This is a genomic window from Nonomuraea sp. B208 (assembly GCF_057536035.1).
Map to the genome: position 1 here is coordinate 394,223 of NZ_BAAJOU010000025.1, position 19,640 is coordinate 413,862.

The 19,640-nt window shown below is 66.9% G+C and carries 23 protein-coding genes and 1 pseudogene; 12 read left to right on the forward strand and 12 right to left on the reverse strand.

Annotated elements, in window-relative coordinates; translation table 11 throughout:
• The first annotated feature begins 20 nt into the window (after positions 1–20).
• Positions 21–911, forward strand: coding sequence for a DUF1963 domain-containing protein (locus tag AC27IY_RS30035; protein ID WP_487179954.1), 891 nt, complete (start codon positions 21–23; stop codon positions 909–911).
• 72 nt (positions 912–983) lie between these two features.
• On the opposite strand, the gene AC27IY_RS30040 is transcribed toward AC27IY_RS30035, so the two are convergent.
• Both AC27IY_RS30040 and AC27IY_RS30045 read right to left on the reverse strand, forming a co-directional pair.
• A complete protein-coding gene (locus AC27IY_RS30040) occupies positions 984–1,439 on the reverse strand; it encodes a GNAT family N-acetyltransferase (protein WP_487179955.1) in 456 nt (151 codons plus the stop codon).
• Positions 1,440–1,795: 356 nt separating this feature from the next.
• A complete protein-coding gene (locus tag AC27IY_RS30045) occupies positions 1,796–2,734 on the reverse strand; it encodes an alpha/beta hydrolase (protein WP_487179956.1) in 939 nt (312 codons plus the stop codon).
• Between the two features lie 103 nt (positions 2,735–2,837).
• Between AC27IY_RS30045 and AC27IY_RS30050 the strand changes: the two genes are divergently transcribed.
• Positions 2,838–3,530, forward strand: a complete 693-nt coding sequence (locus AC27IY_RS30050) for a TetR/AcrR family transcriptional regulator (protein ID WP_487179957.1) — start codon at positions 2,838–2,840, stop codon at positions 3,528–3,530.
• An 87-nt stretch (positions 3,531–3,617) separates the two neighbouring features.
• On the opposite strand, the gene AC27IY_RS30055 is transcribed toward AC27IY_RS30050, so the two are convergent.
• On the reverse strand, positions 3,618–4,256 hold the full coding sequence (locus AC27IY_RS30055) for a TetR/AcrR family transcriptional regulator C-terminal domain-containing protein (RefSeq protein ID WP_487179958.1): 639 nt from the start codon (positions 4,254–4,256) through the stop codon (positions 3,618–3,620).
• A 70-nt stretch (positions 4,257–4,326) separates the two neighbouring features.
• Here AC27IY_RS30055 and AC27IY_RS30060 point away from each other — a divergent pair, with 70 nt between their 5' ends.
• The 3 genes from AC27IY_RS30060 to AC27IY_RS30070 all read left to right on the forward strand — a co-directional run bounded on the left by AC27IY_RS30060 (position 4,327) and on the right by AC27IY_RS30070 (position 6,923).
• Positions 4,327–5,637, forward strand: coding sequence for an FAD-dependent monooxygenase (locus AC27IY_RS30060; protein ID WP_487179959.1), 1,311 nt, complete (start codon positions 4,327–4,329; stop codon positions 5,635–5,637).
• Positions 5,638–5,945: 308 nt separating this feature from the next.
• Complete coding sequence (locus tag AC27IY_RS30065; protein WP_423477800.1) at positions 5,946–6,350, forward strand: DUF6069 family protein; 405 nt, start codon at positions 5,946–5,948, stop codon at positions 6,348–6,350.
• A gap of 126 nt (positions 6,351–6,476) precedes the next feature.
• Positions 6,477–6,923, forward strand: a complete 447-nt coding sequence (locus AC27IY_RS30070; RefSeq protein WP_487179960.1) for an SRPBCC family protein — start codon at positions 6,477–6,479, stop codon at positions 6,921–6,923.
• A gap of 153 nt (positions 6,924–7,076) precedes the next feature.
• On the opposite strand, the gene AC27IY_RS30075 is transcribed toward AC27IY_RS30070, so the two are convergent.
• Positions 7,077–8,921 (reverse strand): serine hydrolase domain-containing protein, encoded by a 1,845-nt coding sequence (locus AC27IY_RS30075; RefSeq protein WP_487179961.1) that lies wholly within the window; start codon positions 8,919–8,921, stop codon positions 7,077–7,079.
• Between the two features lie 165 nt (positions 8,922–9,086).
• Between AC27IY_RS30075 and AC27IY_RS30080 the strand changes: the two genes are divergently transcribed.
• The 3 genes from AC27IY_RS30080 to AC27IY_RS30090 all read left to right on the forward strand — a co-directional run bounded on the left by AC27IY_RS30080 (position 9,087) and on the right by AC27IY_RS30090 (position 11,365).
• Positions 9,087–10,238 (forward strand): sensor histidine kinase, encoded by a 1,152-nt coding sequence (locus tag AC27IY_RS30080; protein ID WP_487179962.1) that lies wholly within the window; start codon positions 9,087–9,089, stop codon positions 10,236–10,238.
• On the forward strand, positions 10,216–10,869 hold the full coding sequence (locus AC27IY_RS30085; RefSeq protein WP_487179963.1) for a response regulator transcription factor: 654 nt from the start codon (positions 10,216–10,218) through the stop codon (positions 10,867–10,869). The genes AC27IY_RS30080 and AC27IY_RS30085 overlap by 23 nt, the downstream gene beginning before the upstream one ends.
• Before the next feature lie 151 nt (positions 10,870–11,020).
• Positions 11,021–11,365 carry a transposase gene (locus AC27IY_RS30090; RefSeq protein ID WP_487179964.1) on the forward strand — a complete coding sequence of 115 codons (345 nt, stop codon included), beginning with the start codon at positions 11,021–11,023 and terminating at the stop codon, positions 11,363–11,365.
• A 366-nt stretch (positions 11,366–11,731) separates the two neighbouring features.
• On the opposite strand, the gene AC27IY_RS30095 is transcribed toward AC27IY_RS30090, so the two are convergent.
• The 3 genes from AC27IY_RS30095 to AC27IY_RS30105 form a co-directional block, all read right to left on the reverse strand.
• Positions 11,732–12,115 (reverse strand): hypothetical protein, encoded by a 384-nt coding sequence (locus AC27IY_RS30095; protein WP_487179965.1) that lies wholly within the window; start codon positions 12,113–12,115, stop codon positions 11,732–11,734.
• 298 nt (positions 12,116–12,413) lie between these two features.
• Positions 12,414–12,830 (reverse strand): type II toxin-antitoxin system VapC family toxin, encoded by a 417-nt coding sequence (locus AC27IY_RS30100; RefSeq protein ID WP_487179966.1) that lies wholly within the window; start codon positions 12,828–12,830, stop codon positions 12,414–12,416.
• Entirely contained in the window at positions 12,827–13,033 is a 207-nt protein-coding gene (locus tag AC27IY_RS30105) for a hypothetical protein (protein WP_423451323.1), read from the reverse strand. Before AC27IY_RS30105 ends, AC27IY_RS30100 begins: the two co-directional genes overlap by 4 nt.
• Positions 13,034–13,205: 172 nt before the next feature.
• Between AC27IY_RS30105 and AC27IY_RS30110 the strand changes: the two genes are divergently transcribed.
• Positions 13,206–13,580 carry a hypothetical protein gene (locus tag AC27IY_RS30110; RefSeq protein WP_487179967.1) on the forward strand — a complete coding sequence of 125 codons (375 nt, stop codon included), beginning with the start codon at positions 13,206–13,208 and terminating at the stop codon, positions 13,578–13,580.
• 466 nt (positions 13,581–14,046) lie between these two features.
• On the forward strand, positions 14,047–14,607 hold the full coding sequence (locus tag AC27IY_RS30115; RefSeq protein WP_487179968.1) for an SMI1/KNR4 family protein: 561 nt from the start codon (positions 14,047–14,049) through the stop codon (positions 14,605–14,607).
• Positions 14,608–14,770: 163 nt separating this feature from the next.
• On the opposite strand, the pseudogene AC27IY_RS30120 reads toward AC27IY_RS30115, so the two are convergent.
• The 3 genes and pseudogenes from AC27IY_RS30120 to AC27IY_RS30130 all read right to left on the reverse strand — a co-directional run.
• A pseudogene (locus tag AC27IY_RS30120) lies at positions 14,771–14,878 on the reverse strand (peptide-methionine (S)-S-oxide reductase MsrA); the annotation flags it as partial.
• A 21-nt stretch (positions 14,879–14,899) separates the two neighbouring features.
• Positions 14,900–15,418 carry a type II toxin-antitoxin system RelE family toxin gene (locus tag AC27IY_RS30125; RefSeq protein ID WP_423451325.1) on the reverse strand — a complete coding sequence of 173 codons (519 nt, stop codon included), beginning with the start codon at positions 15,416–15,418 and terminating at the stop codon, positions 14,900–14,902.
• A gap of 2 nt (positions 15,419–15,420) precedes the next feature.
• Positions 15,421–15,726 (reverse strand): type II toxin-antitoxin system prevent-host-death family antitoxin, encoded by a 306-nt coding sequence (locus AC27IY_RS30130; RefSeq protein ID WP_423451326.1) that lies wholly within the window; start codon positions 15,724–15,726, stop codon positions 15,421–15,423.
• Between the two features lie 146 nt (positions 15,727–15,872).
• On the opposite strand from AC27IY_RS30130, the gene AC27IY_RS30135 reads away from it, so the two are divergent.
• Complete coding sequence (locus AC27IY_RS30135) at positions 15,873–16,787, forward strand: DUF6891 domain-containing protein (protein ID WP_449947031.1); 915 nt, start codon at positions 15,873–15,875, stop codon at positions 16,785–16,787.
• Positions 16,788–16,929: 142 nt separating this feature from the next.
• Here AC27IY_RS30135 and msrA read toward each other — a convergent pair whose 3' ends face one another.
• Positions 16,930–17,592, reverse strand: coding sequence for a peptide-methionine (S)-S-oxide reductase MsrA (gene msrA, locus AC27IY_RS30140; protein ID WP_487179969.1), 663 nt, complete (start codon positions 17,590–17,592; stop codon positions 16,930–16,932).
• A gap of 157 nt (positions 17,593–17,749) precedes the next feature.
• Between msrA and rarD the strand changes: the two genes are divergently transcribed.
• On the forward strand, positions 17,750–18,688 hold the full coding sequence (gene rarD, locus AC27IY_RS30145) for an EamA family transporter RarD (protein ID WP_487179970.1): 939 nt from the start codon (positions 17,750–17,752) through the stop codon (positions 18,686–18,688).
• Here rarD and AC27IY_RS30150 read toward each other — a convergent pair.
• Complete coding sequence (locus AC27IY_RS30150; RefSeq protein WP_344208260.1) at positions 18,650–19,639, reverse strand: polyprenyl synthetase family protein; 990 nt, start codon at positions 19,637–19,639, stop codon at positions 18,650–18,652. The two genes, rarD and AC27IY_RS30150, sit on opposite strands and share 39 nt — an antisense overlap.
• Position 19,640: the final 1 nt, after the last annotated feature.

The window sequence follows — 19,640 nt, forward strand, 5'->3', positions numbered from 1 at the left end:
GGATGTGCATAATTCTCCCCATGGATCGTTACGAGCAATTCCGCCAGGCGGCGATCGGCCAGGGTATTCCGAACGACGAGATCGACAAGTTCGCGGGTCAGCTCCGATTCGCGGTCTGGCTGAGCGGCACGGCCCCGGGCGAGAAAGTTGTCGGGCGGAAGGGAGGGCTGCCGCGGTTACCGGTGGGCACAGAATGGCCGACCGACAGGGACGGGTTCGCGTTGCCGTTCATCGCCTCCGTGGACTGCGCAGCCCTTCCGCGGGCCGAGGGTCTCCCCCTGCCTGCGGACGGCTCGTTGCTCCTGTTCCTGCGGTACGAGGAGGATCTGCTGGCTCCTTTCAGCCCTGACGAGCAGCCGGAGTACGCGCGGGTTCTGTACGTTCCGGCAGGCGCGGACACGGCAGTGCCGCCATTGCCGCCCGAGCTCGATGGGATCGATGACTACGGCATGCCACTCCTCATTCCCGAGCGCACGCTCTCCGCGTGGGTCGAGGCGGATCTGCCGGCATGGATGGATGAAACTGACGAGTTGACCATGGAAGGCCAGTCAGATGACGTGAACGAGCTGTTCAACGATTTGCAGCACTTCGACCAACTGTGTGAAATCGTCGACAGCCTCTGGCCGGGGCCCGGCAACCGGTTGTCCACCCTCCGCATCGGCGGACACTGCAGGGAGATAGGCGGCAGCGACGGCCCGTGGCACGAGATGGCGACCGCGAACCTCAAGAACCGACCTGAAGCCGGCCTTGATGGTCCAGGGACGGAGCACCGGTTGGTTCAGGATTGGGTGCCACTCGCCCAGTTCTACACGCCAAGCGACTTCCACTACGGATGCTTCCTGATCAGTTTCGAGGATCTCGCCGCCAAGCGCTTCGACGGGATGCGCTCGTTCACCATGTTCTCCGAATAGGTTTCCGGACCTGACGGCATCGAGGCACCCCTTCCGGCTCGGCTGACCCAGGCCGGCCGACGGGTGCCCCCGTCAGCCGAGCTGCAGGCTGAAGCACCTGGCCAGCGGTTCGCCGGCGTACGGTCCGTACCCGTCGATCGGTTGATAGCCCTCGCGCTCGTAGAACCGGATCGCGTCGGGCTGTTTCACGCCGGTCGACAGCACCACCGAGCCGGTCCCGTGCCGTCGGGCGTGGTCCTCCAGCGCACGCAGGATGCGGGTCGCCACGCCGGTGCCCCTGGCCTCCGGGATCACGTACATCCGCTTGATCTCGGCCCTGTTTCCGCCCAGCAGACGCAACGCGCCGCAGCCCGTCGCACCGCCTCCCGAATCACGCGCGACGAGGAACACGCTGATCGTGTCGGCGGTGGGCGGCTCGGTTTCCTGATCGGGAACGTCGTACCGGGCTGCCAGCTCGACCTGCATGGCCCGGCGCAGCTTGAGGCCGTCCGCGCTGTCCCATGGTTCCTCCGTGACAGTCACAGCCATGACGCGCTTCCTTTCACGGACGTATTGATGACGATGCCCTGGCTCGAATACACGATTCCGTCTTCGAACCCATCGGCCACGGGCACCTTAATCACCTGGACGAAGTCAACCAGACGATCTCCACCTTGCCTGAACAACGTTAAGGAGTCAACCGTGATCGCGAGATCGAGGAGAATCCACAGGATGGCCGGCGGGATTGAAAATGCGCCACCACCGAACCCGCCTCGGCTACGACGAATGGCGCGGCACCCACCCGAACAAGTGCCGTTGCGGTATTAGTTCGACAGTGGTGGTTTGGGCGCGTCCTTCTGAAAGTGTGGTCCGGTTGGAGCGCTCACTGTTGGATGGCCCACCTGTCACGCGAAGGCCGCGCCGATGGCGTCGCCGATCTCGTTCAGCACGTCACGTGAGATCTGGACGTCGCGAGTGAAGGACAGGAACGCGTGGGGCACACCCTCGACCGCCCGGTGTGTCACCGGCACTCCGGCCTCGCGGAGAGCGTCGGCGTACCGGATGCCCTGGTCACGTAGCAGGTCGAGCTCAGCGGTGACGATGAACGCGGCTGGGAGTCCGGTGAGGTCCTCCGCGCGCAGTGGAGAGACGCGGGGGTCGGCACCCTCGTCGGGGGTGTTGAGGTAGGCGCCCCAGAACCACTCGAGCCAAGGGCGCGTCAGCAGGGGGCCGGCGGCGTAGTCGTACATCGATGCGCTGTCGTCGAAACGGTCGGTCGCGGGATAGGCGAGAGCCTGGAAGGTGACGGTCGGTCCGCCGCGTCGCTTCGCTTCCTGCGCGGCGACAGCGGCGAGGTTGCCTCCCGCGCTCTCCCCGAACAGGGCGATGCGCTTCGGATCGGCACCGAAGGCGTCTGCGTTCTGCTCGACCCATCGCAGCGCCGCGTAGGCGTCTTCGACGGCTGCCGGGAACCGGTGCTCTGGCGCCAGCCGGTAGTCGACGGAGACGACAATGGTCTTCGACCGCGTCGCGACGACCCTGGCGAAGTGGTCCTGGGTGTCGAGGTCGCCGAACACCCAGCCGCCGCCGTGGAAGAACACCGTCACCGGAGCGGGCGAGCCCGTCCGGATCGTCTCGGATGCGTAGATGCGGATCGGGACGTCATGGTCGCCGTTGCGGAAGGCCATGTCACGAACCTCGCGAACCGGGACGACGTCACCGGCGAACGAGGCGAACGCGAGGCCGGCGGCACGGTTCTCCGCCACAGTGAGGGTGTTGGCCGCGGGCGCGGGGGTCGCGGCCAAGTCGTCGAGCACGGTCTGGATTTGCGGGTTGAGGGCCATGAGCTTCGCCTTTCGCGTGCGCTGAAGCGATCTTGGAATGGACACTCCAACCGTAGGCAGCGTGAAATTGGAAAGTCAATTCCAATCTCGATAGGCTGCCCTCATGCCGAAGCACGGTGTCGAGACCCAGGTCAAGGCAGCCAGCACCGAGGGTGGTCGCCGCACGCGAGACCGCATCCTGCACGCCGCCGCCGAACTGATGTTCAAGCAAGGCGTGGCCGGCACGAGCATCCCCGACGTGCAACGCCGTGCCAAGGTCAGCGCCTCGCAGATCTATCACTACTTCGGAGACAAGAAAGGCCTCACGGCGGCGGTGATCGAGTACCAGAACACCGTCAAGCTCGAACAACAGCGACCCCTGCTCGACCACCTCGACAGCATCGACGCACTGCGCGAATGGTGCGAACGCGCCGCCGTCCGGCTGGACGCGGTCCACTGCGCCGGAGGCTGCGAGATCGGCTCCCTCGCCAGCGAACTGTCGGACATCGACCCCTCAGCTCGCCTCGGCCTGGCCAGGGGATTCGCTGCGTGGCAAGCCGCGATCGAGTCCGGGCTCGCTCGCATGCGCGAGCGCGGCGACCTCGGCGCCGACGAGGACATCGAAGCGCTTGCGGTCGCGCTGCTGGCCGCGATCCAAGGCGGCATGCTCCTGTCCCAGGTGAACCAAGACGCCACCCCGTACCGCCGCGCGGTCAACGTCGTCATCGACCACATCGCGGACCGCGTCGCGGCGGCTCAAGCTTCGCCGTCCACCGATCACTGGACACCGGCCGGTCAGCACCTTTCGACACGGTGAGCGCCTCCACGGGATCGGTCAAACCTTCCAGAGACTCACGGATCGCGCGGTCGTCGTCTGCGACCAGCAGGGCTCAGGCCTTGGCGATCAGCGGTGCAGCCGCGCTGCGAGTCCGTCGAGGACGATGTCGAGGTGCCGGGCGAACCGTGCGTGGCGGTCATCGGGCAGGCAACCCACGGCTTTGATCAGGTCGGCCCCCTCGCCCAGCCAAGCATCGCGTCCGGCGGCCGAGTATCGACCTGGGGAAGTCTCGTCCGACTGCACTCGCTCCTGTTCCTCGATGACGAACCCGACGACGAACGCGGTGACCACGTCGATGGCATCGTCGGCGTCGACGAGGGTGAATCCGGCCGCCACGAAGCGCGCGAGCCAGGTTTCCTTTGCTTTCACCACGTCCGGGTCCGACAAGCGCGTGCCGCTGAAGATGCGAGCCCCGTCCCGATGGCGCAGGTATTCCATGCGCAGGATGCGGCCGTAGTCGGCGAGGTTGGCACGCCAGCCGGCGTCGGGCGGGATCTCCGACAGCGCATCCGTCACGCGGCGCATCACGAACGTGCTCATCTCGTCGAGCAGTTCCTGTTTGTTGCGGACGTGCCAGTACAGCGCGGGTGCCTGCACATCGAGCCGCGCAGCGAGCGCACGGACGGTGAGTGCGTCCATGCCCTTCTCGTCGAGCAGCTCGAGCGCTGCCGCCACGATCCGTTCCTTGTTGATGCCCTTTGCCACGGTTGACACCTTAACAAAGTTCAGGCACGCTTGCTCCAGGCGAGTTGAACTTAGTTAAGGAACTGCGGCCATGCGGCTCCCGGAGGCGACGGAGCGGCTGCCTGCCAGGCGTTATGAGCCTCGCCTCCGTCATCGGAACAACCAGCCAGATCAGGAAGAGGGGAACACCATGCAGAAACGTGCGTTGGTCGTCGGTCTGGGAATCGCGGGAATGTCCGCGGCGATCGGGCTGCGCCGAGCGGGATGGACGCCCGTGATCATCGAGCGGGCTGCCGAGCGTCGAACTGGGGGCTACTTCATCTTCCTGTTCCCAGAGGGTCGACAGGCCGCTGCCGACCTGGGCATCGCCGACCACCTGCACACCCGCAACCCTGCATGGAAGGAGGGCGGGAACACGTGGGCGCTGGATCGTCGTGGCAATCCGAAGCCGGAACTGGGGTTCCTGGACCAGCCTGGTCCGGCGGCGGTGTTACGTGGCGACATCGAGGCCGCGCTGTGGCAGAGCATCACCGGCGATGGCGTTGAGGACCCGGTCGAGGTGCGGTTCGCCACCACCCCGATCGAGATCATCCAGGGCGTCGACGGAGTACAGGTCCTGCTCGAGAACGCCGGTTCCGGCGCGCAGCACCGCGAAACGTTCGATCTTGTGGTCGGAGCGGACGGGCTGCGCTCGACCGTGCGCCGGATGGTGTTCGGCCCGGACGAGGATTACCTGACGGATTGGAACGCGATCGTGTGCGCCTTCCAACTCAAGGAGCACGTGCCCTCGTTCGCTCCGACCGACACCGTCGTCGTCCCGCGCGCCGGGCGCGCGGCGTGGGTGTTCGGGTTCGCTGATCACGCGCCCACGACGCTGCTGACGTACCGGACCGATGACATCCAGAAGCAGTTCAGCGGGCCGCGAATCGAGCAGCTGCGGTCGGTCTACTCGGGAATGGACGACCCGGTGGTGCGCCACATCCTGGACTCCCTGGAGGATGCCCCCGACGTCCTGTTCGACTCGGTTCACCAGGTGAAGATGCCGCGGTGGAGTTCGGGCCGGGTGGTCCTGCTCGGTGATGCGGCGTGGTGCCTGACCACCTACTCGGGTATGGGCGCTTCGGCCTCGCTGTGTGGCGGCGCTGCTCTCGGCAAGGCCGTGCAGGAGCACCCCGACGATCTCGACGACGCTCTGAACGCGTGGGAGACCGGGCTTCGTCCGTTCATCACCGAGCAACAGCGCACCGCGAAGATCAAGCAGCAGAGGTTCGTCCCTTCGAGCAAGCCGGCAGCGGCGTTGCGCGCGCTCGTCCTCGGTGTTGCCCGCAGGATCGTTCACCGGCGGCTCGTCGCCGAGTCGTCTGAACGTCCGGCTCCGGTCGTGTCCGGCACGGCTCGGTGACGACATCCACTGCGGGAGGCCGGTCCCGGAGAGGCAGCCACGGCGACGGCTGATGTTCCGCATCCTCACGTTGATCGCAGTAGTCGCAGCACACGATCTCGACGTCACCCTGAACGAGTTCGAGGTGCATCTATGCCAGCCGCCGACATTTCCCAGGCAAGCGACCTCGTGAAGTCCGGATCGTCTTCACGGCCGGTGTCGACGAGGCTGCCTGATCGGGGAACAGCCGTCACTCGTCGGGGGCCCTGCGATCGCCCATCGGATCGCTACCCGTTGCGGCCGTCAGCCGCTGACCCGAAGGAACCTTCGTGATCACCAAGTCCATCGCCCGCGGATTCGGCTTTGCCGTGCTGACCGCCACCGGCGGCGCCGGCCTACTCAACGCCCTGATCGCGCTCGCCGCGCAGGCTCTCGGTGCGGACTCTGCTGTCGTTCCAGGTCTGACCCCACCTGCCTACCTTTCGTTGACCCTGATCGGCGTCATCCTCGGTGCTACGGGATGGACGATCGTGCGCCGCTTCGCCGAAGACCCCGCCAGGATGCTGTCCTGGCTGGTGCCGCTGGTCATGGTCATCTCGCTGATCCCCGATGTGCTGATCGCGCTGTCCCTGGATTCGGTCGGCGGCATCGCCTTGGGCCTCATGCATTTCGCGGTCCTCTTCGTCGCTCTTGCGGCCTTCCGGCGCTTCCTGCCCCTGCCCGAGACCCGGTGACGTCGGCAGCCGCGCGAGGGGCACCGCGCCGGTGCGTGGCGATCCTTCACGCTCACTGTGAGCACGGACATTGGTGCGCGATCAAGCCGACATCCCCGCGACCTACGCGATGAACCAGAGGACACCATGCTTCACTACGCCGTTTCTGCCTTCTCCGCAGCGCCCCGGGAAGCGATTTGGGCGCTACTTGTCGATGCCGAGTCGTGGCCGAGGTGGTCGTCACTGGGCGACCTGGATCGAGAGCGCTCGGCAGACCTCGATCCGGCCGGCCGTGATCAGGTGGGAGCGGTTCGCGCATTCCGCAAGGGCAAGAACGTCAGCCGGGAGCAGATCACGGAACTGCGGGAGCCGACCTTGTTCGCCTACGAGGCAGAGTTCCTGCCGATCATCCGCGACTACCGGGCCCGGGTCGAACTGAAGCCCACCGACGGTGGGACTCTCATCCATTGGCAGGGGCAGTACACCACGTCGTGGTGGTCGCGCTGGTTCGCGCAGCGCTTCTTGCAGCGCCTCGTGCAGCGGTTGGCCGACGACCTCGCCGCGCACGCCGGCCAGCAGAACAGCCGTACGTGACGACAGCGATCGTGTAGAGCGGAAATTCGCTGACGCTGCTCTTCGAAGGAACCGCGCCTCCCTCGATCTGCACGGCGGGCTGCCGGGCGCCTGATCCGGCTGCGCCGGCGGTCAGCACGACCGGGCAGCTCGCCGCCCCAGGCGGTTCAGTGATCACAGGTGCCAGCCGAGCAAGTTCCAGTGCTGGCAGAACCAGAGGAGGGCGAGCAGCCCCGCCAGTACGACCACCTGATGGCCGCGGGCCAGGACGCCCGCGCTCCGCCAAGCCCTCACGGTCGTGGCGACCGCGGCGACGGTGAGGGCGAGGACCAGCAGCGGCAGCACCAGGAGGACCTGGACGTCGGTCGGCACGCCGTACAGGATGCTCGTGTCGCCGGTCAGAACCAGCGTGAACAGCGCCACGAACACCAGCCCGGCCGCGGCGGCGAGCCCAGTCAGGACACGCCCGGCGCGCCAGACACGCGAAACGGCACGCTTCCTGGCCGTACGGACCACAGCGGCCACCGGCAGGCCGAGCACGGCGGTCAGTGCGGTGACGGCGAACAGCAGGACGATGACGGCATTGACCGGCGGAGTGTCCCACCAGGGGACGCGCTGGTAGGTGGGGCCGTCCGTGGCGACGTACGCGACATCGCTCCCACCGGTCACCAGCGCCAGCCGCTGCGTGCCGCCGTTCTGCTGATAGAGCCCAGGCCCCAGCGGGCTCCACGTCGAGCCTCCGAAGCTGAGCTTCCCGCCTTCCACCCGCAGCCGGGTGGAACTGGTCAGGGCGACCACCTTCTCGATGCTGGACTCCGCGGACCTGGTGAGCTTGTAGAAGCCTTCGACAGGCACGACGGGAGCACCGCCGTCGGGCACGGCGCGCTCTCCAGGCAGGAAGCGGTCGAAGAAGGCAGGAATGATCTTGGTCATGGCGTCGGCCCCGCCGAGACTGTTCGTGGAGACGAACAGGCCGAGGCCGGCGTCGGGCACCAGCAGCAACGCGCTCTGGAAGCCCTCCCAGCCGCCGTCGTGCATGAGCACGCGATGCCCGTTGAGTGTCTGCTCCTTGAACCCGTGAGCGTACCCGTCGATGCGCGGATCGGCCGCGAACGTCCGCCGGTGCATGAGCCGGGCCGTCGGCTCGTCGAGGATGCGCCGGTCGCCGAAGCGTCCGTCCAGCAGGTGAGCGATCATGAAGTGGGCCATGTCGTTCGCGGTGGCACTGATCGACCCGTCGGGGGCGAGGTTGTCGAAGACGAACGGCTTGCGCCGATACGCCCCGTCCTCGTAGTCGTAGCTGCGCGCCAGATCCGCGGCCAAGGGGGCGGGAACGGGCTCGGCGGCCGTGCTGTGCCGCATCGCGAGCGGGTCGAGGATGTGGTCGCGCACGTACTCGTCATACGGCTGCCCGCTCACCCGCGCCACGATGTGTCCGGCCAGCGCCGCCCCATAGTTCGAGTACGCCGACACCTCGCCGGGCGGACGCACCCGCGCGGGCATGTTGTCGGCGAGATAGTCCGCCAAGGGCGGCACGTCGTCCTTGCTCCGCGACCCCACGCCGATGGTGCGGTCCTCGAACCCGGCCGTGTGGTCCATCAGGTCCTGCAGCGTGATCGGCCGGGGGTAGGTCGCGGGGATCCGGAACGCGGTGAGGTAGCGGTTCAGGTCCGCCTTCAGGTCCAGCTTGCCCTGCTGAACCTGCTGCATCACCGCGGTCCAGGTGAAAAGCTTGGTGATCGAGGCGATCCGGACCATTGAGGTGGCCGGGTCGAAGGGTCTGCGGTTCTCGACGTCGGCCAGCCCGTACCCCTTGCTGAAGAGCATCTTCCCACCGCCCACCACCGAGACGACCGCGCCCGGCACATGGTCGGCCGCCAGCCCGTCCGCCATCGCGGCGTCGAAGAAGGCGGCCAGAGCGCGTTCGTCCGGAAGCTCGGCAGCTGCCGCGGCGGGACGCGGCACGAGGATCATCAGCGCCGCGCACACCGCGACGAGCATCGAACGGAAGACATACACGGGCGGCTCCTGACCTTGTCGGGGCCATCCACGATGCGGTCGGCGAGGGCGCGGCCGCATCGCCATCGCGGCCATGGGCGTCTCCGACGAAAGTCGGAGACGCCCGGCGTCCAGTGCCGACGCCGGTATGAGGTGGTGCGCCGCCGCCCTGGTTACGCTGGACCGATGCTGTCGTTACGCGCGGCGCTGCGGCGGATGTCCGCGCTCGGGCCACACGCGATCAACGCGGCCTCCGTGGCGCTCTGCCTGTTCCTCACCGTCCTGGCGGTCAAGACGCCGTGGGCGCCGCTGCCGCGACCCGTCATCGCCGTCGCCGGGCTGGCAGGCACGGGTGCGATCTGGTTCCGGGGCCGCTGGCCGGTGGCGGTGGCCGTCGCCGGGGCGGGCGCGTACGTGCTGTCGGGCAATCCTGGGCCGCTGCTGATCAGCCTGTTCTCCGGCGCGGGCAGGCGTTTCCCGGCGCTGGCGGCGATCGGCATGGCGGGGTTCCTGGCCCAGCAGTGGGTGGACGGCGGCCGGTTGGGCACGGACGCGCTGATCTCGGCGGCGACCGCGACCGGGGTCACGCTGGCGGCAGGGGCGTACGCCACCACCCGCCGCGAGCTGACCCGATCGCTGCGCGAGCGCGCCGAACGCGCCGAGGCCGAGCAGCGTCTGCGCAACGAACAGGCGAGGTCCGCCGAGCGCGGCCGGATCGCCCGGGAGATGCACGACGTGCTCGCGCACAAGGTCACGCTCATCTCGCTGCATGCCGGCGGCCTCGAGGTGAACGCGAGCGCAGGGCCGGAGCGCATCGAGCGGGAGGCGGCGCTGATCAGGGTCAGCGCGCAGGAGGCCCTCGAAGAGCTGCGCAAGATCCTTGGCGTGCTGCGCGCCGGGCCCGACGATGACGACGACGGCTTCCCCGACCTGCGGCGGCTGGTGGACTCCTGGCGATCGGCCGGCGGGACCGTCACCCTGCACGGCGACATCGGCACGTGGCCATCGGAAACGGCCAGAGCCGCGCATCGCCTCGTCCAGGAGGGCCTGACCAATGCGCACAAGCACGCCCACGGGGCCCCGGTCACGGTCACGGCGACCGGGAGCAGGGAAGACGGCGTCACGATCGCGGTCACCAACGGACCATCGCTCCAGCCGAGTCTGGAGACCGGCGCCGGGGTCGGTCTGGTGGGCCTGGCGGAGCGTTTCCGGCTGATCGGCGGAACGGTGCGCGGCGGGCCGGACGATGCGGGAGGCTGGCGTCTGGAGGGCCGGCTGCCGTGGCACGCCACGGACGCATTCCCGAGGGAATCACATGATCAGGACACTGCTGGTTGACGACGAGCCGCTGATCCGCGCGGGACTGCGGTTCATCATCGAGTCCGCACCCGACGTGGAGGTCGTGGGCGAGGCCGAGGACGGCAACCAGGCCGTCGACGCGGTCCGCCGCCTGGGGCCCGACGTCGTCCTGATGGACGTCAGGATGCCCCGGTACGACGGCCTCGCCGCCACCGGGGCCATCCGCCGGCTCACCCGGACACCCGCGGTGATCATCCTCTCCACGTTCGACAGCGACGAGCACGTCTTCACCGCCCTGGAGGCGGGAGCCTGCGGGTTCCTGCTCAAGGACACCTCGCCGCACGACCTGATCCAGGCCATCCGTCTCGCGCACGGCGGCGACTCGATGCTGTCCCCGCGGATCACTCGGCGGCTGATCCACCGGCTCACCACCGACCAACCCATCCGGCGCCGCCGTGACGCGCTCGCCCGGTTGGAGACCCTGACCGGACGCGAGCGCGAGGTGCTCGTCGAGGTCGGGCTCGGCCGCTCCAACACCGAGATCGCAGCCCGCCTGAACATGAGCGAGGCCACGGTCAAGAGCCACATCTCCCACCTGTTCGTCAAGCTCGCCGTCACGAACCGCGTACAAGTGGCCATCGCCGCCTACCGCGCCGGCCTGGTCGACTGACCATGAGCCCCACTCTTGCGGCCGAGTTCTGCGACACCATCGCCGACGACGAACTTCGCGTGGTCGGGGTGACCCCTCAGAACTACCGGCGGATGTCCGAACTGCCCTCGGCCTACGCTTCAGGCCGTCGACACCCGCGTCATAGCCACTGGTGGCCCTGCAGCAGGCCTGCGCCCGACGACGACCGACCGCGTCGGTGATCTTCCATCCGGACCGCGGATGTCAATGTACGAGCGCCGCCTATGCCCAGCCGGCCGCGCGGCCCGGCGTGCGGCTGTCGGTCGGGCGCACCGGCCAGTGCTGGGACAACGCGCTGGCCGAGTCGTTCTTCGCGGCCATCAAGGGCGAACTCCTCGACCAGCAGTCCTGGCCCACCAGAGCTGCGGCCCGCAGCGCGATCTTCGAGTTCATCGAGGGCTGGTACAACCTGTACCGCCTGCACAGCAGTCTGGGCTACCGTAGCCCCGCCGACTTCGAGGCCGCCGCGTCGGCCTGACCACCACAACGATGGTGTCCGTCAAAGCGGAGCAAGCGCAGTACCCAGTGTCGCTGCGCAGGGATGTTCCTGGCGGAGCCGTTGCATAACCTAGGCTCCCAGACATGTCTGACCGTGGCCCGCGTCTTGGGGAAGGGAACGGTCGAGCGCGGGTCAAATGGTAAATCCGATCAGCCCCCACCCGCGACTGTCGGCTTCGCGCACCACCTCACCCCAATCGTTGAGCAAGTCGGCGAATTCCTCGAAGTTCTCGATCCAATGCCCCGGAGGGCGCACGGCGTGCGCGGCGAAGGGCTCACGAAGTTCCTCAAGGCGCGGTTCGGCCTTGACCCAGGATTTGACTAGGGCGGGTACAGCCTCTGGAGGCTAGGCGAGCGACAGTCCCCGGCTCCTGTCGATATCAGCAGGAAACAGATCACCATGCACGTGGACAGCATCGTTGGCCGGGTCAGGCCCGTACCAGAACAGCCCTGACAAGAAGCCATCCGGATCGGCGAAGCCACGAATTTCCTCCCAGGCTTGGCCGGCCCAAAAATGTGCCTTCAACGAGCCCAGCGTGCGATAAAACTCGTACCTTGCGAACCATGGTGCGGCCGACACCGAGGGCCACATCCATCCGCGCTCGGGATCCTCAAGGTCCGAACCATCAGCCGAGCACGCGACGCCCATGAGCAGTTCCAGGCGCTGGTCGGGTGGGGCCTCCTTGACGTGCGCCCAGTCGACGATGAGGACCGTAATGTCCAATCCCATGTGAGAATGCTAGGTCCAAGACGTGATCAACATGACAAGATCAACAACCAGCGGGAGGCTTCATGTCGACAGATATGAGCATTCGCCACCCTTGGTGAGCAACAACAACCAAGATCGCGAATTGTCACTGGAGTACTAGAGGCCCACCAGCCGTCTGACCAGGTATCTAGCGCCTAGAGAATCTATCTCGGCAGGTCTACGCCTCGCCGGACGTCAAGCCGACCGGACAGTCCACGCCCGTGCCGCCGATCCCGCAGTACCCATTGGGCACTTTGTACAGGTACTGTCAGGTCGCAATTCATAAGGTCTCTGGCAGGAGGAGAAGCGCGCTGGTGTGGCTCGGACGGATCACTGTGAAGTGACGGCGATCAAGCGTTGCGACCTCCGAAACGTTGAGCCGTTCAGCAACCGCGATCACGGATGCGTCGACCGCGCCCAGAGGAAGACTCGCGTACAGCTCAACCAAGTCGCTCATCCGGTCCACATCCTGCTCGGTGAGATCGACCAGTGTCAGACCTGACCCGAAGGTCCGCAAGAAGGCCGCCTCCGCTTTGCTGCCCTGTCGCCTCTCGACCAACTGGCACACCTCCGTGACAACTGTGGAGGGGACGAGCAGCGAGCCAGGGTAAGTCCTCAGAAGGCGTGCGCACGCATCATGGTGCTTGTCTTGGCCGTTGAGCGCCGCGACCAGCGGCCCTGAGTCAAGAACGATCACAAAGAGTGATTGTCCTCCGACCGCAAGATCTCCTCGGCACGTTCCGCAAAATCGGGCTCCGCATCCAGCATGCCGATGAACGGCAAGTCGCGAACAGTTTGCGGCTCATCGAGTTGATCCCGGACCAGGCGAAGCAGAGGCGCGACCTTCTCCTCAGGCAGCCGGTCCACCAGATGATGAAGCTCCTCGCGCATCACGCTCATGCCATCCAGTCTATGGGACGAGGTGTCCCAAGACCGGAACACCTCGTTCTCCCGTCTTCCGGGGAGACACAGATGTTCCAGGAGATGCTGATGCCCCGGTTGAGAGCAGGCCGTAACGGAAGTCAGCCTGGCCGGGCAGGGCTTGTCAGAGCCGGACGTTACGCTGCTCCGCATGAATCAGACGTCCACCGTAGAGATCTGGCGTCGACTCCTGGATCCCGCCAAGTCGTGGGTCCTGTTCGCCCACGGAACCTGCGTGATCCTGATGGAGCCTGCCAACGATCTCACCCAGCAGGCGATCACCCTTCTGCGGGAGTACGGCCCCGTTCACCCAGGCACCCCGGCCGGCGACTTCAACGTCATAGACCTGGACGACGCATCCGGCTGGGCCGTAACAGGCCATCACCCCGACATTCTCACCTACGTCGATCCCAGCGAGTTGGAGAACCACGACGATCTCGCAATCGGCATCCTCGGCCGTGCCAAGCGTGATCGCGACGGACATGAACTGACCGTCCTTCACCTCGAAGACAAGCGCAGCATCTGAGGCAGAGGCTGCTTCACCTGCCGATTGCGCGCCTTGATTTGCCCGACAAGCGACGGCAGCGAACTCGCGACGTCCCCGGGAGATAGATCTAGGCGTCTCTGATGGGGCGCCCCATCTCCCGCGTACCGACCACCACCGCCACGACGCCGAGTAAGGATCACGGCCTCCAGCACATCACCGAGATCGAGTACCGCACGAGCGAAGATCTGATCAGCCCCGTCCGCCAGACAGGACAACCCGGCGACACCCGACCGGTACTCCGCAAGGGCCACACGTACCGCCCCGTCGATCAGTATGGCGGTATCCTCCGGTGACCGGACACAGCGATGCGAACCATGATCCCCCTAGATCAGAGTGGCGTGAAGGGTCATACCTTGATCATCTCACGCTTGGAGATGATCGGGAGGGACGGCCAAAGCTCGTGCTGCACGTACAGCAGCCACTCGAAACGGGATATCTTCTCGCGATGAGTGTCCCGTACGCATGGTCTGAACTCCTCCCTGCAAGCCATCCGCAGACCGAGGGTCCTGACCACCCGGCGATCAGCCCACTCGGCGATCTGTATCCCCCGGCCGCCAAAGCAGAGGTCCGCGAGCTTGAAGAGCGGCTGGGTGTGGAGCTACCGCCGAGTTACCGGCAGTTTCTCCTCTTCGCCAACGGGTGGGGCAGCAACAATGACTGTTGCCTGCTGCGCACCGACGAAGTCGGCTGGCTCCGTGATGTCGATCCCTCGATCGCCGAGAGCTGGTCAGAACCCAAGCCCGAGAACTCATGGAGCGTGCCCAACGAGCTCTACTTCGTCTATGGACTGGAGCAGGACTCCATCCAATACAGAGGAGAGTATGTGCCCGACACCCTGCTGATCGGATACTGGGATGACGGAGTGACTCTCCTCAATCCCCACGTCAAGACCTCTGAAGGTGAGTGGGAAGCCTGGTATCTCGCGCCATGGCTGCCTGGCGCCAACCGTTACAGGTCCTTCTGGGACCTCGCGATGGACGAGCTGAGGTTGCGATACGCAAGTTGACGTCTCTTTGTCGTTGAGCATCGCCGTCTCGGGTCATTCGTAGCGGTGGTCATGCGCGTGGGCGATGCTGGTCGCGACCGGCCCCCGAGAAACGGCGCTGGCCCATGATCGACGCCGAACGTGCCGGTGGACCATGGGCCAGAATCTAGCTATCTCCGCAGGTCTACGCCTCGCCGGACGTCAGGCCCACCGGGCAGGCCACGCCCGTGCCGCCGATCCCGCAGTACCCATTGGGCACTTTGTACAGATACTGCTGGTGATAGCGCTCCGCGTCAGGCAATAGATGTACGACCTAATGAGGCTTGGACCGGTACTCAGCCCACAGGTCGACCGCCTCTTGAAGATCAAGAGCAGCAACGTCCTCGCGAGTCATCCCGACCGTGTAGATCAACCGGTCCGCGAGCCAATCTGGAACTGGTTCTCTTGGGGGTGTTTTCTCCACCCGAATGTGATCGGCCAGCGCGCCAAGGCGCTCGATCACCTGGCGGAGCTGGACGATCTCGGGGCGATCAGCACCCGCCTCGCGAACCCTCGCCGTCGCCTCGGCGTACACTTCCGCGTCAGCCCGCTCACCGACAGCCCACACTTCGCAGATCTCCACTCGCTTGTCCTCGGTGATGCGGTAGACGACACGCCAGGTGTTGCGACCGACCACCAGCTTCCGGAAACCGGACAGTTCCCCGCCGAGCGGGTAACCAGACTCAGGGTTGTCCAGCAGGAGAAGAATCTTCTTGAGCACCTTGGGCACCGCGTCCGGGCCGATGCGTCGGAGGTCATCGACCGCCGACGCCGTGAAGACGACGCCGGACACGTTTACTCGTCCGGGATGTCGGCCAGCGACTCGCGAGTATGCCCGAAGGCGGCCAGCACCTCATCGAGCGAGACTCGCTCACCCGTGTCCGTGACCGAACGGGCGAGCACAAGCGCCAGATCACGCAGATCCGCCGCCGCTTCCTCCAACTCCTTGAGCCGGCGGATGCTTACCACGGCCGCCACTGGCTGATGCCGACGGGTAACGACCAGATCGGCCCCCTGCTCCGCATCAGCCACCAGACGGGCAACCCCTCGCCGAGCAGCCTCTGTGACACTCAGCTCAGTGACATCGTGCAGAACAGTCATGCATCAACTGTATATCTTTCTGCACAGAACTGCGATGGCCCCTCAAGCGGTGCCTTTCAGATCTCCGTTCCGGACCACGGCACAGACCGGCTCAGACGCGCTCGAATGGTTTCTCCTTCGGAGGGTGGTGTGTCAGGGTGGGCAGCATGCTGGCGATCACTGTGGTGACCGAGGACGGTCGCCGGTTCGTGCGGGCAAGCGAGGAGGACATCGCCGGACTGGTCGATGGGCTGGGACGGCGGAATCACAGGTTCCTGATCCTTCAGCGGGTCCCCGACCTACCAGACGTCTTCATGCAGGTATGGCATGACGGAGGCGACTATACGCTCGAGCATCGTGAAGGCGGGGCCGACAGGCACTTCCAGGTCATCCTCGACACGCCCGAGCCGGTGATCGCAGCCATGACCGCGTGGGCACGTCAGGAGGAAAGCTGGCGATCCGTGCTCGCCTGGACCCCGTTGGACCTGGGCACGCCCGAGCTGACTCCGCCGCTCGACCTGGAAGAGGACGATCGCGAGAGCCTCGAAGCGCGCATCCGCGAGGTGATCAGGGGCGGGTATGCGACCAGGGCGGAGCTGGCCGAGATCGCGGAGGAGCACCTGGTGTCAGGCGATCGCCGGCCTGTATCTCCTGAACAGGCCCGCGAACTGGCCGACCGGCTGTGGCTGGAGCGCGTCGAGGAGCAGGCCGCCTGGGAGGACGAGACCGACCCCGAACGACTCACTCAAGCTTTCACGGCCTTGGCGGCCGCTGGCATCACGGCAAAGGAGAACTTCGCCTGCTGCAGTTCGTGCGGCCGGGCGGAGGTCGGCGACGCGGGCTCACCGGATGCCCGGGGCTACGTCTTCTTCCACAGCCAGTGCACGGACGCCGCCGCGGCCGGACACGGCCTGACGCTCCTGTACGGCGGCTTCGACGGCTCGCCGGCCACCACGGCGGCCATCGGCCGTGAGGTCGTGGCCGCGCTCGAACAGGCCGGCCTCACCACCGAATGGAACGGCGATCCGGAGCAGGCCATCACCGTCACGCAGATCGACTGGCGCAGAAGGCTCATCGGCTGACGTCAGCCCGGCCGCGGAGCCGACGACCATGAAGAACTCCAGGTAAGCGACCGGCTGATCGTAGATGTCCACGCCCCGGCAGGTCATCGGGAAAGCGGGCTCCGGTGTTCCATAGCACGGAGCCCGTCGAAGTCCGCTTTGCTCACTCGCCGGCGGGTGCGATGCCCACCGGGCAGGTGAGACCGGTGCCGCCGATTCCGCAGTACCCGTTCGGCACTTTAAAAAGATACTGCTGGTGATAATCCTCCGCGTAGTAGAACGGCCCGGCCTCGGCCAGTTCGGTGGTGATGTCGCCGTAGCCGGCCTCCCTCAGCACCCCCTGGTACGCCTCCCGCGAAGCCTCCGCCGCCTTGCGCTGCTCCGGCGAGTGGTAGTAGATGGCCGAGCGGTACTGGGTGCCGACGTCGTTGCCCTGGCGCATGCCCTGCGTGGGGTCGTGGGCCTCCCAGAAGACCTTGAGGAGCTCCTCGTACGAGATCCGGGCGGGGTCGAAGACCACGCGGACGGCCTCCGTGTGGCCAGTGAGGCCGGAGCAGACCTCCTCGTACGTCGGGTTGGGGGTGTAGCCGCCCTGGTAGCCGACGGCCGTGGTGACGACGCCCGGGGTCTGCCAGAACTTGCGCTCGGCGCCCCAGAAGCAGCCCAGGCCGAAGTCGGCCACCTCCAGCTCCTCGGGGTACGGCGGGGCCAGCGGAGCGTCCAGGACCGCGTGGCGCGGCGTCACGGGCATCCGCTCCGGGCGGCCCGGCAGGGCGTCCTCCGGCCGGACCATCGATGTCTTGTTGCCGCCGAACAGCCAGCCCATCGCACTACCTCCAGCTCGCCTTCTCGGGTCAGCCTACCTGGGCCGCCGCGGCGGGCCCGGTGGGCTTCACCTCTCGCAACGCTTTAGGAGATCTACACATTTCCGCTTAGAGGGTGAAATTTGTGGTTAAGGGTGGTAAGCGGCGAAGATGGGGTTCATGCCTGACTCTCGGCGCGGTGTGCTGTTCGGGATCGCCGCCTACACCATGTGGGGCCTCTTCCCCCTCTACTGGCCTCTCCTCAAGCCCTCCGGCGCCGTGGAGATCCTCGCCCACCGGATGGTGTGGTCGCTGGTGTCCGTGCTCGCGGTGCTCGCCGTCCGCCGCCACTGGTCCTGGGTCAAAGAACTGGCCAGGCAGCCGCGCAAGCTCGCCCTGCTCACGCTGGCCGCCATCACGGTCACGATCAACTGGGGCACCTACATCTACGCCGTCAACAGCGGCCACGTCGTGGAGACCGCGCTCGGCTACTTCATCAACCCCCTCGTCAGCGTGCTGTTCGGGGTGGTGCTGCTGCGCGAGCGGCTGCGTCCGCTGCAGTGGACGGCGGTCGGGTTCGGGGCGCTGGCGGTGGTGGTGCTGACCTTCGACTACGGCCGGCTGCCGTGGGTGGCGCTGGTGCTGGCCGTCAGCTTCGGCATCTACGGGCTGGTGAAGAAGAAGGCGAACGTCGAGGCGACCGAGAGCCTGGCGATCGAGACGCTGGTGCTGCTGCTGCCCGCGCTCGGCTACCTGGTCTTCCTCCAGGCGAGCGGGGAGTCGACGTTCCCCGGTCAGGGGTGGGGGCACGCGGCGCTGCTGGTCGGCGCCGGGCTCATCACGGCGGTGCCGCTGCTCTGCTTCGGCGTGGCGGCGATCAGGGTGCCGCTCAGCACGATCGGGCTGCTGCAGTACATCGCGCCGATCCTGCAGTTCGCGTGCGGGGTGCTGATCGCCAAGGAGGTCATGCCGTCCAGCCGGTGGATCGGGTTCTCGATCGTGTGGCTGGCCCTGGCGATCTTCACGTACGACAGCCTCAGGACGGCCCGTCAGACCGCCCGGGTACGCAGGAACGCGGCCTCAGCCGGAACGCCGGACCACGTAGTCGCACAGAGCTAGGAACGCCTCGCGGGCCGGGATGTCCGGCAGGCCGGAGATGTCGTCCCGTGCCCGGTCCACCCACGCCTCCAGCTCCGCCCGCGACCGCGCCATGGCGGGGTCGGCGCGCAGCAGCTCCAGAGCCTCCTCGACGTCCTCCTCGGCCACGGGGCCCGACAGCAGCGCGGTCAGGCGCGGGGAGTCGCCGGCGGCCAGCGCGTAGAGGACGGGCAGGGTCCTGATGCCCTCGCGCAGGTCGGTGCCCGGCGTCTTGCCCGACTGCGCGCCGGAGGAGGCCACGTCGAGCAGGTCGTCGCCGAGCTGCCAGGCCACGCCGATCGCCTCGCAGGCGCGGCTCAGCCGCTCCTCCACGTCCGCGGGGGCGCCGGACAGCAGCGCGCCGAACCGGCCGGAGGCGGCGATGAGGGAGCCGGTCTTGTCGGCGAGCACGTTGAGGTAGTGCGCGATCGGGTCCTCGCCGTCGCGCGGGCCCACGGTCTCGCGGATCTGGCCGCGTACGAGGCGGGAGAACGTCTGGGCCTGGATGCGGATCAGCTCGGGGCCGAGGTCCGCGAGCAGGTCGCTGGCCTGGGCGAAAAGGTAGTCGCCGGTCAGGATGGCGACGGTGTTGTCCCACCGGGCGTTCGCGGACGGTGAGCCCCGGCGCACCGGGGCCTCGTCCATGACGTCGTCGTGGTAGAGCGAGCCGAGGTGGGTCAGCTCGATGACCACCGCGCCGGGCACGACACCCGGCGCGGACGGATCGCCGAACTGGGCGGCCAGCAACACCATCAGCGTGCGGAACCGCTTGCCGCCCGCCTCGATGAGGTGCTTGGACGCCTCCGTGACGAAGGCGTCCTCGCTCTCCACCGACGAGCGCAGGAGCTTCTCGACCGCGGCCAGTCCGTTGGCCACGTCCTGCGCCAACCGCTCGTCCTCAATGGGAAGGTCAACCACGGGTGGCGCAGACATA